13 protein-coding genes are annotated in these 15,074 nt (G+C 58.8%); 4 read left to right on the plus strand and 9 right to left on the minus strand.

All coding sequences use genetic code 11. The annotated features are described in order from the left end of the window. Positions 1–47: 47 nt before the first annotated feature. Together HNQ99_RS12595 and HNQ99_RS12600 are read right to left on the minus strand one after the other, a co-directional pair. Positions 48–1,220, minus strand: coding sequence for an acetyl-CoA C-acetyltransferase (locus HNQ99_RS12595; protein WP_184476094.1), 1,173 nt, complete (start codon positions 1,218–1,220; stop codon positions 48–50). Positions 1,221–1,270: 50 nt separating this feature from the next. Beyond that, a complete protein-coding gene (locus HNQ99_RS12600) occupies positions 1,271–2,278 on the minus strand; it encodes an alpha/beta fold hydrolase (RefSeq protein ID WP_246414946.1) in 1,008 nt (335 codons plus the stop codon). 73 nt (positions 2,279–2,351) lie between these two features. Between HNQ99_RS12600 and phaR the strand changes: the two genes are divergently transcribed. Beyond that, positions 2,352–2,909 (plus strand): polyhydroxyalkanoate synthesis repressor PhaR, encoded by a 558-nt coding sequence (gene phaR / locus HNQ99_RS12605; RefSeq protein WP_184476097.1) that lies wholly within the window; start codon positions 2,352–2,354, stop codon positions 2,907–2,909. A gap of 77 nt (positions 2,910–2,986) precedes the next feature. Here the strand turns inward: phaR and rsmA are convergent, their stop codons facing one another. The 5 genes from rsmA to HNQ99_RS12630 all read right to left on the minus strand — a co-directional run bounded on the left by rsmA (position 2,987) and on the right by HNQ99_RS12630 (position 9,251). Beyond that, positions 2,987–3,823, minus strand: coding sequence for a 16S rRNA (adenine(1518)-N(6)/adenine(1519)-N(6))-dimethyltransferase RsmA (rsmA, locus tag HNQ99_RS12610; RefSeq protein ID WP_184476101.1), 837 nt, complete (start codon positions 3,821–3,823; stop codon positions 2,987–2,989). A 10-nt stretch (positions 3,824–3,833) separates the two neighbouring features. Further along, entirely contained in the window at positions 3,834–4,841 is a 1,008-nt protein-coding gene (gene pdxA, locus HNQ99_RS12615; protein ID WP_184476104.1) for a 4-hydroxythreonine-4-phosphate dehydrogenase PdxA, read from the minus strand. Positions 4,842–4,858: 17 nt separating this feature from the next. Beyond that, positions 4,859–6,247 (minus strand): peptidylprolyl isomerase, encoded by a 1,389-nt coding sequence (locus HNQ99_RS12620; protein ID WP_407692319.1) that lies wholly within the window; start codon positions 6,245–6,247, stop codon positions 4,859–4,861. Positions 6,248–6,354: 107 nt separating this feature from the next. Beyond that, the gene (locus HNQ99_RS12625) at positions 6,355–8,613 is read right to left on the minus strand and encodes an LPS-assembly protein LptD (protein WP_184476107.1); all 2,259 of its coding nucleotides are present in this window, start codon (positions 8,611–8,613) and stop codon (positions 6,355–6,357) included. Positions 8,614–8,735: 122 nt separating this feature from the next. Further along, positions 8,736–9,251: a copper chaperone PCu(A)C gene (locus tag HNQ99_RS12630; protein ID WP_184476110.1), complete on the minus strand. Its 516-nt coding sequence runs from the start codon at positions 9,249–9,251 to the stop codon at positions 8,736–8,738. A 169-nt stretch (positions 9,252–9,420) separates the two neighbouring features. On the opposite strand from HNQ99_RS12630, the gene dnaK reads away from it, so the two are divergent. Genes dnaK through dnaJ form a run of 3 tightly spaced genes read left to right on the plus strand, consistent with a single transcriptional unit; the run spans position 9,421 to position 12,590 of the window. After that, the gene (dnaK, locus tag HNQ99_RS12635) at positions 9,421–11,328 is read left to right on the plus strand and encodes a molecular chaperone DnaK (RefSeq protein ID WP_184476113.1); all 1,908 of its coding nucleotides are present in this window, start codon (positions 9,421–9,423) and stop codon (positions 11,326–11,328) included. A 3-nt stretch (positions 11,329–11,331) separates the two neighbouring features. Beyond that, a complete protein-coding gene (locus tag HNQ99_RS16785) occupies positions 11,332–11,463 on the plus strand; it encodes a hypothetical protein (protein ID WP_281376832.1) in 132 nt (43 codons plus the stop codon). Beyond that, positions 11,460–12,590 (plus strand): molecular chaperone DnaJ, encoded by a 1,131-nt coding sequence (dnaJ, locus tag HNQ99_RS12640; RefSeq protein WP_184476116.1) that lies wholly within the window; start codon positions 11,460–11,462, stop codon positions 12,588–12,590. The genes HNQ99_RS16785 and dnaJ overlap by 4 nt, the downstream gene beginning before the upstream one ends. Before the next feature lie 155 nt (positions 12,591–12,745). Here the strand turns inward: dnaJ and HNQ99_RS12645 are convergent, their stop codons facing one another. Continuing rightward, the gene (locus tag HNQ99_RS12645) at positions 12,746–13,594 is read right to left on the minus strand and encodes a hypothetical protein (protein ID WP_184476119.1); all 849 of its coding nucleotides are present in this window, start codon (positions 13,592–13,594) and stop codon (positions 12,746–12,748) included. A 130-nt stretch (positions 13,595–13,724) separates the two neighbouring features. Then, on the minus strand, positions 13,725–15,002 hold the full coding sequence (locus HNQ99_RS12650; protein WP_246414949.1) for a S8 family serine peptidase: 1,278 nt from the start codon (positions 15,000–15,002) through the stop codon (positions 13,725–13,727). Positions 15,003–15,074 lie beyond the last annotated feature (72 nt).

The raw sequence follows: 15,074 nt of genomic DNA on the forward strand, positions 1-15,074 counted from the left end.
GCAAAGTCATTAACCTTGCGGACGGGCGCTAGCTGCTGAACTGGCCATTATCTTTCAATGCACATGGCGATGCCCATGCCGCCACCGATGCAGAGCGTAGCAAGGCCTTTGGCGGCGTTCCGCTTCTGCATTTCATAAATCAATGTGGTTAGCACCCGCGCGCCCGATGCGCCGATGGGATGGCCGATGGCGATCGCGCCCCCATTGACGTTAACCTTGTCCGGATCGAAACCAAGCTCCTTGCCGACGGAAAGCGCCTGGGCAGCAAAAGCTTCATTGGCCTCAATGAGGTCGAGGTCCGCAAGCGACCACCCTGCCTTTACGAGCGCTTTCTTCGTCGCCGGGACCGGTCCGATTCCCATGATCGATGGATCGACGCCGGCATGTGCCCAGCTTGCTACCCGTGCCAACACCGTCGCGCCCCGCCGGGCCGCTTCCTCTGCTGTCATGAGCACCAGCGCCGCCGCGCCGTCATTGATGCCGCTTGCATTGGCCGCGGTTACGGTCCCGTCCTTCTTGAAGGCTGGACGAACGCCGTTGATGCTGTCCAAAGTCACACCGGTGCGAATATATTCATCATCCGCAACGATGGTTTCGCCTTTGCGGGTCTTGACGGTAACCGGAGCGATCTCATCCTTGAATCGGCCCGCTGCTCGTGCGGCCTCGGCCAGGTTCTGGGAGCGGACGGCGAACGCGTCCTGCGCCTCACGGCTGATCTGATATTGCTCAGCCAAATTTTCGGCCGTGATGCCCATATGATAGCCGTTGAACACATCTGTGAGGCCATCTTTGATCATTGTATCGACGATCTCGATGCTGCCCATTTTCTGTCCCTGGCGCAGCGCCTGGCAATGAGTGGACAGCGACATGCTTTCCTGGCCCCCCGCCACCACGATATCGGCGTCGCCCTGGGCAATGGCCTGCACCGCCGACGCCACCGAACGAAGACCGGAACCGCAAACCTGGCTGACTCCCCATCCGGGAACCTCTTTTGGGATGCCCGCCGCCATTGCCGCTTGGCGAGTTGGGTTCTGGCCCTGGCCGCCCGTCAGCACCTGACCCATGATCACTTCCGACACCTCTTCAGGCGCAACGTCCGCTTGCATCAAAGCCGCCTCGATCGCGATACGTCCCAATTCATGAGCAGGCATGGCAGCGAATGCGCCAAGAAAGCTGCCAACGGGCGTGCGTTTGGCTGCGGTGATCACGATGTCGGTCATGGTTATGCTCCTGAATGGAAATGGGTCTAAGGCGGCGGAAGAGGCTATTATTAGAGGGAAGTTTCCAAAAGCCAATCCGCCAAGGGTTGCCAAAGCTGCTCGCGGGCTCGTCCGCCTACGATCATACCAACATGACCGCTCGCCAGCCGAAGCTTTGTTCCCGCCTTACAGGCGGTGCTGGCTGGCACGATCTTGTCAGTTTCCGATATGATGTTGAGGAAGGGAATTTCCAGTGTGGCCGGATCTGCATTTTTGCCGCCGACCAGCCAGCGGCCAGAACCCGTTTCATTGTCCCCATATAGCTGCTCAAACAACTCACGTCCCGTCCCCAGTGTCAGCGGGGCGCCTTCATTGGCCCAATCTTCCAGTCTGATGAAACTGTCTGCTTCTTCGCTGTCATCTTCCAGTTCAGCAAAGGTGGCGTATTTCCGGATGGTCCTCGCAGGATCGAGACCCCAGAAGCCCGACTGCAGGACCTCCATCGGAACATAGCCCAGCCGCTCGCACATGGGCTTTGCCTGTTTCCACAGTTCGGCGATAAGCGCGCTTGTCTCGTGGGGAAAAGCGCCAAAATTCCATGGGGCAGCGATCATCGAAAGACCAGCAACATGCATCAGACCTGCCGCCGCAGCCGCCATGGTCCCGCCAAGACAGTAGCCGACAAGTATGGGCGGCTCAGGCAAGTTACTCAGCAATGGCAATAGTCGTTGCTCGACATGATCAGCCAAGCTGAGTTCGCTGTCCTCAGCGGATGGTTCGCCCCAATCGACCAAATACACGTTAATGTTCCGGCCCCGCAGATATTCCATCAGAGAATTCTTGTCCGACAGGTCAAGAACAATATGCGGGTTGATCAGCGACGGAATGAATATAGTGGGCCGTCCAGTGCCGCGATAGTGCAGCAATTGTGCAGCACCCGCGCGTGCAGCAATATCCGCTTTCGGCTCGCGGGGATGCCGTGCCGCGTTTTGATATTTCCTGAGACCGGCAAACGCCTTCAGTCGTAACTCTGTATCATTCTGGGTCTCCCGCCACAGCATGTCGAGAAACAGAGGCAAGGGTCGGGGACCATGTTGCGGCGCATCATGGTTTGGTGCTAATGCAGCATTCTCTTTATTGGGAGTGGACGCGATGGCAAAAGCCGCAAAATCCTCTGGTGATTCGGAACCGGTCATAATAAAAAAATACGCTAATCGGCGGCTCTATAATACGGAAACTTCCAGCTACATAACATTGGAGCTGCTCTCGCAGATGACGCGGGAAGGGCGGGAATTCGTCGTTGTTGACGCCAAGTCGAACGAAGACATAACGCATGGCGTGTTGACGCAGATCATCATGGAAGAAGAAGCGAGAGGCAAGAACATGCTGCCGGTCAACTTCCTGCGGCAACTGATTTCGATGTATGGCGACTCGATGCAGTCGATGGTGCCGCAATATCTTGAAGCGTCAATGGATGCATTCCGCAAGAACCAGCAACAGTTCCAAAGTGCCATGCAGGGCGCCTTTGGTGGAGGTCCCTTTGCGGAGATCGCCAAGCGCAACATGGAAATGCTGCAGGCCGCAACCAGCGCCTTTAAAGGTGCGGTTCCGGAAAAGCCGGTAACGACGGAGGCGAAGGACGACGAGATCGCCCAGCTCAAGGCTCAGCTTGAAGCACTTAACACCAAGATTGAAAAACTTGGAAAGTGACAGGCAGGTCCAGATAAGTCGAGCTTGTGGCTGGGCGCAGTCGAGTGGCGGTTGAACCAAGCTGGTGGCCCAGCGCCCTATGCTGACCGATGATCGAGGGTTCCAAGCATACGTGCCAGTTCCACGAATTCCGCGACGCTGATCGTTTCGGCACGGCGCTGAGGATCGATGCCCGCTGAGGCCAGGGCGTCCAAGGCGCCGGTCACTCCCTTCAAACTTTGCCGCAGCATTTTGCGCCGCTGGCCAAATGCTGCGGCCGTGATTCGCTCGAGCAGTTTGGGATCGACACCTTCGGGAGCATCGGCGGGACGGATGTGAACGACCGCCGACATGACCTTGGGGGGAGGGGTGAAGGCCGAGCGATGGACTCTCATCGCGAGCTTAGCAGTGCAGCGCCACTGCGCCAGAACGGAAAGCCTGCCATAATGTTCGCTGCCCGGCGATGCCACGATCCGCTCGGCTACTTCCTGCTGGAACATGAGCGTCAGCGATGCCCACCAAGGGCGCCATTTTGCCTCCGTCAGCCATGATATCAGCAGGGCCGTTCCGACATTATAGGGCAGATTGGACACAATGTGGGCGTGTCCTCCGGTAAGGGCGCGCGCGTTCACGGCCATGGCGTCCTCCTCGATGACCTGCAGCATATCGGGAAAGGCGTCATGCAGTTCCGCAAGGGCCGGCAGGCAGCGACGGTCTCGCTCCACGGCCACCACCCGCGCGCCCGCGCGAAGCAAGGCGCGGGTCAAGCCGCCAGGGCCGGGGCCTACCTCATAGGCAGTTTCGCCCTTCAACGATCCGGGAATGGCCGCGATGCGATCCAGCAATTGTTCGTCGAGCAGGAAATTTTGGCCCAGCGCCTTGCTTGCGCGAAGGCTATGGCGGGCAATCACGTCCCTTAGCGGTGGCAATTGCATCAACAATGACTCAGGTTGACGCGTGGCAATAGGTTGCGCGGTTCTCCGCTGAAATCGCAGCAATCTCGATGGCGGCGATCATCGCGCCGGGATGAGCCTCACCCTTGCCGGCGATGCCGAATGCAGTCCCATGATCAGGCGAGGTTCTGACGATGGGAAGGCCGAGCGTCATGTTGACCCCGTCGTCGAAGTGCAGCGTCTTTACGGGAATGAGCGCTTGATCATGATAGGCGCACAAAGCGACATCATAGGTCGCTCGTGCGCGCTCATGGAACATGGAATCGGCAGACCAGGGACCGCTGATATCAATACCTTCGGAACGAAGCTGTTCGACAGCGGGCGTGAATATCTCTATCTCTTCCATGCCCAACGCGCCTTCCTCACCCGCATGAGGATTGATGCCCGCCAATGCGAGCCGGGGCTTGTCGATTGCGAAATTCTTTTGAAGCCCCTTGACCACGGCATAGGCGCGGGATTTGATCAGATCGATACTGATCACCTCGAACACTTCCTTCAGTGGAATATGAGTCGTGATCGGCACCACACGCAGCGTGGGTCCCATCAGCATCATGACGGCATTGGATCGCGCAACACCGCAGCGTTCCGCGATGAATTCCGTTTGGCCAGGGTGCGTGAAACCGACCGAGTAGAGCTGCTTTTTCGATACTGGTGCAGTGACGATTCCGCCCGCCGAACCCGATCTGGCAAGTCCCGCGGACAGTTCAAGGGACTGAAGCGCGCAGCGGGCGCTTTCATAACTGGGCTGGCCCGGGACAACCGGCCCTCCATCTTCAATATGAAGACAGGGCAGGGCATCGTTGAACGCAGCGGCCGCCTTGGCGGGATCCTCTAAACGAACGACAGGGCCGTCCCATACCGCCGTAAGAGATGCGATATCACCAACTGCGAAGAAACAGGGCAGAGCCCGCTTATGCCGATGCTCCCATGCCTTCGCCACGATTTCGGGACCGACACCTGCCGGATCGCCAAGGGAGACCGCGAAGGGGGCTATGCTCATGCTATCGGCAGCTCCGTTCAATTATAGTCGATCACCGCATCCCGCCGCAGATCGCGCAGGTAAATACGTGCGCGTTTGTTGACCCGTTCGTCTTCCAACTGGGCCATGATCTGTTCAAAGGATGGAGCCCCGGCGTCTTGCGGGTCGTCGCGACCGCACAATACCAGCACGCGGACTCCATCCTTCACCGAGCCGAAGGGCGGCGATGCCTGGCCCACCTGCAGGTTAAGCAGCGTATCTTGCAAAGGCAAGGGAAGGTCGCGGATACGGATCTGATCATTGTCGACAACGTCCGCGCCAATTTGCGCAGCAATTTCATTGGCTGTTCCGCAGCCCTGGATCTTTCTCGTCGCACTTGCAAATTCGCTGGCCTTGGTCGAAGCCTGCGCCTGTGTCGTGCCTGCGGGGAACACTACGCTTAATTGCTTGAGGCTGAGCAGTGCGTCACGTGGGTCGCTGGTCAGAACCTTGCGCTTGTCCATGACGTAAAGAATTGAAAAACCACCTGGCAGAGCAACTGGTCCTGCAATCTGCCCTACCTGCATATCTCGCGCGGCGAGCGCCAGTTCGTTTGGAAGCTGCGCCAGCTTCACCCAGCCCAGATCACCGCCGACTGCCGCCGTGGACGCTTCGGAGAACTGGCGGGCATAGGCCTGGAAAGACCCGCCCTGCTGAATCTGCTGGATGATGTTGCGAGCATTACCCTGAATCTGGGAGGCGTTATCGGGCGTTGCCGAGAGGTAAATTTCACCGATGCGGTATTCGTCCTCACCCTTGGCTGCTTTCAATCGGTCAATGATGGATTGTACTTCTTCTTCGCCAACATTCACGAAAGGCTGTACATTTCGGCGAAGCAGACGGCCCCAGGCAAGCTCTCCTTCGATCTGGCGCTTGATACTTGCCGAGGAGCTGCCTTGGGTACGCAGAAATTCATCGAACTGCTCAGGATTTCGGCCAAAATTCTGCGCTACACGGGCATAGCTTTGTTCAATTTCCGCTTGGTCCACCGTGATATCATTGGCTTTCGCTTCCTGGATCTGCAGGGTCTCGTCGATCAGATTGCGCAGCACTTGCAGCCGCAGCCTGTCCTTTTCTTCGTCGCCGACCTTGCCACCATTGGCGGTGATAATAAGTGCAAGCCGCTGATCCACGTCCGTGCCGGTAATGATTTCACCGTTGATGACGGCGGTCGCCTTGCGGATATTCGGATCACTCTTGCCGAATAATGTCACATCCTGTGGTATATTGAGGCTGTTCTGTGTCGGCGGTGGAGGCGGAGCATCCTGCGGCTGCCCAGAAGCGCCGCCCGCGCCGAACGCCATGATCCCACCGCAGCAGGCCAAAGCCAGCATGGATTTCCCGAAAAAACGCCCCGGCCCGGTTTTAACCAGCAATCCTCGCTCCATTATCGCAACATTCTCCATTATGCCCGGTTCTGCAACCATCTGGCTGAACCGCAGCTTAGCGATCCGATGCCGCTGCTTGTGCGGCATGCAGTTCGTCGGGGCAACTTTTATATGCCAAGATTTCGAAAAGCCAGTCGCAGCAGGAAAGTGTTGCCGTGCCTGGCATCGCCGGCTTCCTGATAATCCCGTCGCCAGGTCACGCCCATTTCCAGGCAGTCATCTTCATAAGCAATGCCCAGCCTATGCCGAACCGGCTCATACCCATCGGCGACCGAAAGCGGGTCTTCCCTGCTGTCGGTAAGGTCAACAACCGTTGATCCGAAAACCGACCAAAAGCGGGAGAGTTGCACCCGGGCTCCAAGGCGAATCTCTTCGCGATCCTTTAAGTCCTCGACTTCGGGCCCGATATTTCGATTGAGTCGCAGATAGCCCACCCGGACATAGGTGCTGCGCGACCCCACGGTTGCGTCGATTTCGTTCCGCCGGATGGCCAAGCTATCCTTGTCCAGCCGATAACGATGGGCGAGGCTAATGAAATCCTTGTATCGAATGGTCGTCCTGCCGACGATGTCCGATACCCGTTCTGAAAGGCCGGTTCCGTCGGGGAATAAAGTCATGCGATTGTTGAGGCGATAGCTTTGGCCGACTACGGCATCGATTGCCAAGCTGGGACGGTTCAAGGAATATTCGAGGCCATAGGTGATGCGTGTGCTGTCCTCGAACCGGTCGTAGCCGGGAAAGCGGTTTAGAGCGAAAAGATTGCTGTCCTCCAACTCCACGCCGCGCGCATCCTCATTGGGGACGCTAAGGTTGGCGAGCTTGGGGGCTGCCACGATCTGCACGCGCGGAGTAATTTTTTGCGCGCCGCCAAAGGCTTCCCCGATGAAGGGCCAGCGTACGTCCACTGCCGCAGCCGCAATTCCACGCGCTTCCCATCCCTGGTCGCCGCGATAAAAAGCGGTTTCCGTGAGCAGATTCTGGTCACTATGGTAGATGTCGCCGCGCAAATAGGTCGTGAAACTGACTTCCTGCCCAAGCCCGGTAATCTTTCGCAGGTCCCACTGGGCGCCGGCAAATGCGCGTTGGGTGTCCTGACCCTGAGTGCGTGTGATGGCTAGGCTGTTCAACTGCAACTGCAGCTTGCCGCCTAGCAAGGGATCAGCGAACCGCCGACGATAATCGATCACGGGAAGAGCGATAGGTACTGTGCCCTGATCCACATCGGCGCGCAGGGTCTGCACAGCCCAGCCCGCAAGCGAGAAATAGCTGTCCTTCCCAATCCGCTCAGCTTCAATTGTCGACCGAAGCCGATCATCGCGGCTGATATCATAGCGACGCAGGAAGGTACGGTCCGTAGTCACCCGAACTGATCCGCTGACGCTCCAATAAGGATCGAGCTGGAACTTGCCGCTACCGTCGATATAGCCACGCAGATCGCGCTCCGGGTCAGGCGTCAGATTGGAGGACGCCGACACCCGTCGGCCGTAGGTCACATAGCCGGTGAGTTGATAGGCGCCCTTGCTTAGCAGAGCCTGATAATTGGCTTCCACCATCGGCAGCACGTCGGAATAGATGTGCGGCGTGACGGTCAGATTGCGATTGGGGCCGAGTTGCACGAAATAGGGCAAAGACAGTTCAAGACCGTTCGTCCGGTCATAACGAAGATCGGGCACGAGCAGACCTGGCCCGCCGCTGCCGCCGGCAGGATGCGAGAGGCCCGGCAGGGGGATAAGGGGTAAGCCGAACAGTTCAACCCTGGCCCCCTTGTACGTGACGCGTCGACGATGAGGATCGTAGACAACCTGAACAGCACGAATTTGCCAGGTGGGCTCCTTTGGGCATCCTTTTGAATCTTCTACTGCACAGGGCGAATAGGCGGCGTGATCCAGAGTGATGACTTCATTTTCAGTAACGCCGCGCCGCGCCGCCAGCCTTCCGCCGCGTTCAAGAACGAGCAGAAGATTCTCGACGACACCATCCTTTAGCGTATCGGTCAGTTCAATCGAATCGCCATAAGCAACGTCACCTGCCGGGTTGGTTACGGAGATGTTGCCGAAGGCTTCCACTTTTCCGGTGCTACGATTCCACACTACTCTGTCCGCACGTAGCCGGTTGCCTTCGCGCGATAGCTGAACGTTGCCGCTTGCGGTTATGATCTGGGTGTTATCGTCATATTCCAACTGATCGGCCGCAAAAGCGATTTCCTCGCTGGTCTGTGTCGGGGGAAGATCCGCTGACACAACCGGCTCCTTAACCGGTTTCGAAAGGTCCTGCGCCTGCGCCTGCGGGCCAGCCATCGCCATGCCTGCAAGGGCAGTCAGCACGACGGCGCCAGACATGGCGGGGTGGATCGGCTTGGGCGGCATGCATTCCCTGGCGGTTGTAACTGATGCAGCGCCTATCGCATCGCTTGACGCTTGCCGCAATCGTGAAAGAGGGCGTCCCGGCGAATTGCACGGGGCCGATGGCATTTTGTATCGGAACAGGATCAGTTCTTGCCGTCCGCCGAAGGGTTTGCGTGGCCCTTATGTTCGTGCCCGGGAGCGGCTGGGCCTTCGCTTGCGCCGGGTTGACGAAGCACAGCGTCATATATGATCCGGTCGCCATTGGAGAATATGAAGGTCAGGGGCAGCTTGCCCTGCGATTTGACTGCCTGATTGATGCCCCAGATCATCAGGTGCTTGCCGCCCGGTGCGAAAACGACTTCGGCGCGCGCGGGAATGTCGATCCCGCCGACGGGATCCATTGTCATCACGCCGTTCTGCTCCTTGCTTTCGTGCATGTCGATGCGGAGCACGGTTGGTGAGATGACAGACAGGAGGCGAACGTCCTCTTCCCCTCCGTGCACGGTGAAATATCCAGCAGAAGGCATGTCCTTATTGGCAGAAAGCCGGACCCAGGCCTGGTCGACATAAAGAACTTTATCCTGACCGCAGGCGGATAGCATCAAGCCCAATCCGGCGAGGAAAACGGCGGACAGGCGTCGAGCATTTTGCGAGGTCATGTTGTCTCCGGATCATTTCATTATCGGTCGTCTCAATCCTAATCGTCGTAAATCCTTGTGCCAAGGAAAAGCGCTCCTATATCCGCTGGCGAAACGGGTCTTTTTCGGCGCGCACCGCGGGGAGGATTCCGTCGCCGCTGCAAAAATTCTGGGGTATAAAGAGGACAATATGGGTAAAGTCATTGGTATCGACCTGGGAACGACAAATAGCTGCGTTGCCGTGATGGACGGCAGCAAGCCGAAGGTGATCGAGAATGCCGAAGGCGCGCGTACGACGCCGTCGATCGTCGCCTTCACCAAGGATGGTGAGCGCCTGATCGGCCAGCCCGCCAAGCGCCAGGCGGTGACCAATCCTGACAATACCATTTTTGCCGTCAAGCGCCTGATCGGTCGCCGATATGACGATCCCATGACGAAAAAGGATATGGAACTCGTTCCCTACACGATTTCCAAAGGTTCAAATGGCGACGCCTGGGTGAAGGCAGGCGGGGAGGATTACAGCCCGTCCCAGATTTCCGCCTTCATCCTTCAGAAGATGAAGGAAACGGCCGAAAGCTATCTCGGCGAAACCGTTACACAGGCGGTGATTACGGTTCCGGCCTATTTCAACGACGCCCAGCGTCAGGCCACCAAAGACGCCGGCAAGATTGCCGGATTGGAAGTGCTACGCATCATCAACGAGCCGACTGCGGCTGCGCTTGCCTATGGCCTTGAAAAGCAGGACGGGAAGACCATCGCCGTCTATGACCTTGGTGGTGGCACCTTCGATATCTCGATTCTTGAAATCGGTGATGGCGTGTTCGAGGTGAAGTCGACAAACGGCGATACGTTCCTCGGCGGCGAAGACTTCGACTCCAAGGTCGTTGAATATCTTGCCGATGAATTCAAAAAGGCGGAGGGCATTGACCTTCGCGGCGACAAGCTGGCCCTTCAGCGGCTGAAGGAGGCGTCGGAAAAGGCGAAGATCGAGCTTAGCTCGGCGCAGACGACTGAGGTCAACCTGCCCTTCATTACCGCTGACCAGAATGGACCAAAGCACTTGGTCAAAACGATCAGCCGTTCGGATCTGGAGCGGCTGGTCGCCGAACTGATCCAGCGCACGCTGGAGCCATGCCGCAAGGCGTTGGCCGATGCCGGTCACAAGGCTTCGGAAATCCATGAAGTCGTGCTGGTCGGCGGCATGACCCGCATGCCGCGCGTGCGTGAAGTGGTGAAGGAGTTCTTTGGCAAGGAGCCGCATGTCGGCGTCAATCCGGATGAAGTCGTCGCCATGGGTGCAGCCATTCAGGCAGGCGTGCTCCAGGGCGACGTCAAGGACGTGCTGTTGCTCGACGTGACGCCTTTGTCGCTGGGGATCGAGACGCTGGGCGGCGTGTTCACGCGCATGATCGACCGCAATACGACGATTCCTACAAAGAAGAGCCAGGTCTATTCAACCGCCGACGACAATCAGCAGGCGGTGACCATCCGCGTGTTCCAGGGTGAACGGGAAATGGCGGCGGACAACAAGATGCTCGGTCAGTTCGATCTGGTCGGCATTCCACCAGCTCCGCGCGGTGTGCCCCAGATCGAGGTCACCTTTGACATCGACGCCAATGGCATCGTCAACGTCCATGCCAAGGATAAGGGCACCGGCAAGGAACAACAGATCAAGATCCAGGCGTCGGGCGGCCTGAGCGAAGGCGACATCGACCAGATGGTGAAGGACGCAGAGCGCTTTGCCGACGAAGACAAGAAACGCCGTGAAGCAGCCGAGGCCAAGAACAGCGCCGAAAGCCTGATCCACACGACCGAACGCCAGCTTGAGGAGCATGGCGGCAAGGTCGACGCGTCCCTGAAATCGGAGATCGAAACCGCTATCGCCTCGGCGAAGACGGCCGTTGAGAGCGGCGACGTCGATGAGATGAAGAGCAAGGCGGAAGCCTTGGCGCAATCTGCCATGAAGCTTGGGCAGGCGATATACGAGAAGGAACAGGCCGCAGCCGCGCCGGGAGCCGACGCGGGCGAGCAGGCGAAGTCCGACGACAATGTCGTTGACGCCGAGTTTTCCGAGGTGGATGAAGACAACAAGGCGTAAGAAATGATCAAGGTTCGTCATTCTCGCGAAAGCGGGAACCCATCTCCTGATCCTTCCGCCAAATATTATGATCCGGAGATGCGCGACCGCTTTGGCGGAAGTGACGTTCTTCTTTTTTGGCCGGGGGCGGCATGAATACCGAAGTCGATTATTATGAGCTTCTCGGGGTGGATCGGACCGCCGACGACAAGACCATCAAGTCCGCCTATCGCCGCCTCGCCATGCAATATCATCCGGACAAGAATGCCGGATGCAAAGACATGGAAGGCAAGTTCAAGGCGGTTAGTGAAGCCTATGATTGCCTGAAGGATCCGCAGAAGCGTGCCGCCTATGACCGCTTTGGCCATGAAGCTTATAAAAATGGCGGCAATGGTGGCGGGTTTAACGGTGGCGGCGGTTTTTCCGATCTGGGCGATATTTTCGAGACCATTTTTGGCGCCAACGGTTTTGGCGGCGGCGGTCGGCAGCAGACCCGTCGGGGTGCCGATCTGCGCTACGATATGGAAATTTCGCTGGATGAGGCCTATTTGGGCAAGTCCACCGAAATCACGGTCGAAGTGTCCGCGTCCTGTGAGACCTGCGATGGTTCAGGTGCGGAACCCGGCACCGGCGTCAAAGGGTGTCACCAATGCCACGGACATGGCAAGGTCCGCGCTCAACAGGGCTTTTTCATTGTCGAACGAACCTGTCCCTCCTGCCATGGCGCGGGTCAGATCATCGAAAAGCCTTGCCGTTCGTGCCGGGGCGAAGGCCGTGTAGACAAAGAAAAGAAGCTGACCGTCAATATTCCCGCCGGCGTGGACGAGGGCACTCGTATCCGTTTGTCGGGAGAAGGGGAGGCGGGTGCACGTGGCGCGCCTCCGGGTGACCTCTACATTTTCCTGCATGTGAAGCGGCACAGGATTTTTGAGCGGGAAGGAACAACACTGTTCTGCCGCGCTCCGATCAGCTTCACGACGGCCGCGCTCGGCGGTTGCATCACGGTGCCTGGGCTTGACCGAACCGAACATGAGATCCGCATTTCTGCCGGCATCCAGTCGGGCAAGCAACTACGCCAACGTGGCGCGGGCATGCCGGTTCTGAACGGCCGCGGCTTTGGCGACATGGTGATTCAGATCGATGTGGAAACGCCAACCAGCCTTACCCAGCGGCAGCGTGAATTGCTGGAAGAATTCCGTGAAACCGAAACGGGGGCTGAATGTCCTCAGTCCACGGGCTTTTTCAGCAAGATCAAGGAAATGTGGGACGATCTGACGGATTGAGGAGGACACCCTATCCCATTAAGAGAGAGGATATGCAGACTTGGTCTGGCGCAGCCGCCCTTCAAGGGAGAAGGTCGGCCTCCACTAAATCGCGTCCCCCAACAAAAAGTCCCTCTCCAAAAAGGAGAGGGACTCTTCGACGACCCGCCGGGGTGTTATTTCTGAGCAGCTTGCTCTTGGTTCTTGGCTTCTTTCTTGATTTCGCCTTTGCCCATGGCGGAGACGAGGGCCTCGCCTGAACCAGTGAAGTTTGCGGCGGGTAGTTCGGCCACGCGGTTGCCGCTTTCAACGATCACGCTTTGGACGACGCCCTGGCCGGTGGTGCGGACCGACTGGACGGTCCCGACCGCGTGACCCTTTGCGTCTTCAATGGTCATGCCGGGGCTGACCGCGAACATGCCGCTTGCATCGGCTGCGCCCGACCCGGTGGCAGCAAGCTGGCCGAGATTACCAAATGCCATACTTTGACCGCTGCCGCTTGCATTGCCGCCTGCGCTACCGGCAGCGCTTCCGGCGCCGTCGGCTGTGCCTCTTGCCTTGGATGCTGCGCCGCTAGCTGTGCCACGCGCCGTACCGGCTACGCCTCCCACAGCGCTACCGACCGCGTCAGTGCCGATCAGTTGAGCTGAGCCGCCGGCGCTTCCGGAACCCTGAGCGCTGCCATTGGCAGAGCCACCGAGTGTTTGACCGACAACATCGGCCGAGCTTGAGCTGGAACCCTGGGCCTTGCCCGATCCGCTGGCCTTGCCCGAGGCACGGCCGGAGCGGGTGTCGACATTCTTCTCCACGCCCAGTGTGCCGTCGCCAGTGACGCTGCCGACTGTGCTGCCGCCGATCCGGCCAGCACCGCCGCCAAGCGTTCCACCCCCAAGCGTACCACCCAATGTGCCGCCCAGGCCGCCGCCCAACATCCCGCCGCCACCGCCACCCAGCAACTGCGCCGATGCCGGAGCGCCACTCATCGCCAATGCGAGGGCCATGGTGCTGATAAAAATCTTTTTCATCTCTCGTCTCCTTTCAATCGAAGAGCGGTTCAAGCTGTGCTCTTGTGATGGGAACGAGACGGGTGCGGGGTTTAATCCCGACAAAAATAATTTTTTGCAAATGAGATGCGATGGAGGCCTCTGCTCCTTATTAACGCTCGTTCCGGCAGGTGCCGCAAACCAGCCCCCGGCCATAAACCTTGTCCGGACCACGCTTGCCCAGATCCTTGGCTTCAGCATTCAGCTTTTGAATGGCAAAGCGGATGTCAGCGGCCTGAAGATTGCGGTAGAGACGCCCTGCAACGAAAGGGGCCGCGAAAGACGTACCCCGAACGCGCGCGGCTTTTCCGTTGATGCTGGCTGCAACCATGTCCGCCCCCGGGGCAGCATAATCCAGGTGCGACGCTCGTCCCGCTTCGATCAGAGCTCGATTCTTCCCATCCACGCCTGTGACCGCGATGACGCCGTCATAGGAAGCAGGGTAAGCCGGAGGAGCCGCGGGGCCGTCATTGCCGACCGCCGCCACCACGATCATGCCTTTGCGTCGCGCCGCTGCCATAGCTCCGGAAAGCAGGGAATTGTCCGGCCCAACCAGGCTGATCGTCACGATGCGCACGCCGCTCGCCGCCATCCATCCCAGCGCACGCGCAATGGCGATTGCATTTCCTCCAGCGGGATCGCGGCCATAAATGTCGGCTATCAGGAGCGGCGCCCCTGGAGCTGCACCCTGTACCAGACCATTGCCCGCGATTAACGAGGCGACGGCGGTGGCGTGGCCGCTCGGAGCAGGTGCGCCCTTGGCAAAGCCGCGCTGCTCGATTGGTCCGTCCAGCGATGGATGTTGGCCCACGCCGCCATCTATCAGGCCAACGGCTCGCCCCCCGCTGCTACGGTTGGACGCAAGGGCGCTGGCGGCAGCGATCGGCATTATCCCACCGCTTTGAAAGTAGATCGGGTTGCTGCCGATCTGCGCTCCTGGCGCAATCTTGCGAGCTTGGCGGAGGCTCCGCGCAAGGCTTTGGCCTTCGGGCGTCCTTAAGTGGAGGAAACCGATGTCCAATCCTTCCACTTCCTCACGCTGAGGGACAAAGCCTGCTTGGCGCAACTCGGCAATCTGCTGTTCCGAAAGTCCCATCGCAACAATCGAGCCTTTCACCGCGGGATATTGCTGATCGTCAAATTCCAGATCTTGAGGATTGCTCCGGACGAGCCTGCTCAACCGGTCGATGCGGGCTTCCAGAAGCGCTTGCGCAGCCCGCATGGGCGGGAGGGCCGCAATTCTGGGTAGCGACAACGCGTCCCCTGCGCGGCCGAGGGTGTCGCCCACGTCCGGCAGCGCCACATCGCCCGGTAAGTTCAATTGGGCGGACCCGGAAGCCGCCATCATGGAAAGTGGCAGCAAGGCAGCGAGATAAAGCGCGCGGCGCATGCAATGATCCTTTTCATTTCGCGTTCAGTGCATAGGATGCCAGAAAAATCCTGTCGCCTGGATTAAACGACC

The organism is Rhizorhapis suberifaciens (genome assembly GCF_014200045.1).
Classification (GTDB): Bacteria; Pseudomonadota; Alphaproteobacteria; order Sphingomonadales; family Sphingomonadaceae; genus Rhizorhapis; species Rhizorhapis suberifaciens.

Bases quoted from the DNA above. Each gene is read 5' to 3' on its own strand.
- HNQ99_RS12595 (WP_184476094.1), bottom strand. From the start codon at position 1,220: ATGACCGACATCGTGATCACCGCAGCCAAACGCACGCCCGTTGGCAGC.
- phaR (WP_184476097.1), top strand. From the start codon at position 2,352: ATGGCAAAAGCCGCAAAATCCTCTGGTGATTCGGAACCGGTCATAATA.
- rsmA (WP_184476101.1), bottom strand. From the start codon at position 3,823: ATGCAATTGCCACCGCTAAGGGACGTGATTGCCCGCCATAGCCTTCGC.
- pdxA (WP_184476104.1), bottom strand. From the start codon at position 4,841: ATGAGCATAGCCCCCTTCGCGGTCTCCCTTGGCGATCCGGCAGGTGTC.
- HNQ99_RS12620 (WP_407692319.1), bottom strand. From the start codon at position 6,247: ATGGAGCGAGGATTGCTGGTTAAAACCGGGCCGGGGCGTTTTTTCGGG.
- HNQ99_RS12625 (WP_184476107.1), bottom strand. From the start codon at position 8,613: ATGCCGCCCAAGCCGATCCACCCCGCCATGTCTGGCGCCGTCGTGCTG.
- HNQ99_RS12630 (WP_184476110.1), bottom strand. From the start codon at position 9,251: ATGACCTCGCAAAATGCTCGACGCCTGTCCGCCGTTTTCCTCGCCGGA.
- dnaK (WP_184476113.1), top strand. From the start codon at position 9,421: ATGGGTAAAGTCATTGGTATCGACCTGGGAACGACAAATAGCTGCGTT.
- HNQ99_RS16785 (WP_281376832.1), top strand. From the start codon at position 11,332: ATGATCAAGGTTCGTCATTCTCGCGAAAGCGGGAACCCATCTCCTGAT.
- dnaJ (WP_184476116.1), top strand. From the start codon at position 11,460: ATGAATACCGAAGTCGATTATTATGAGCTTCTCGGGGTGGATCGGACC.
- HNQ99_RS12645 (WP_184476119.1), bottom strand. From the start codon at position 13,594: ATGAAAAAGATTTTTATCAGCACCATGGCCCTCGCATTGGCGATGAGT.
- HNQ99_RS12650 (WP_246414949.1), bottom strand. From the start codon at position 15,002: ATGCGCCGCGCGCTTTATCTCGCTGCCTTGCTGCCACTTTCCATGATG.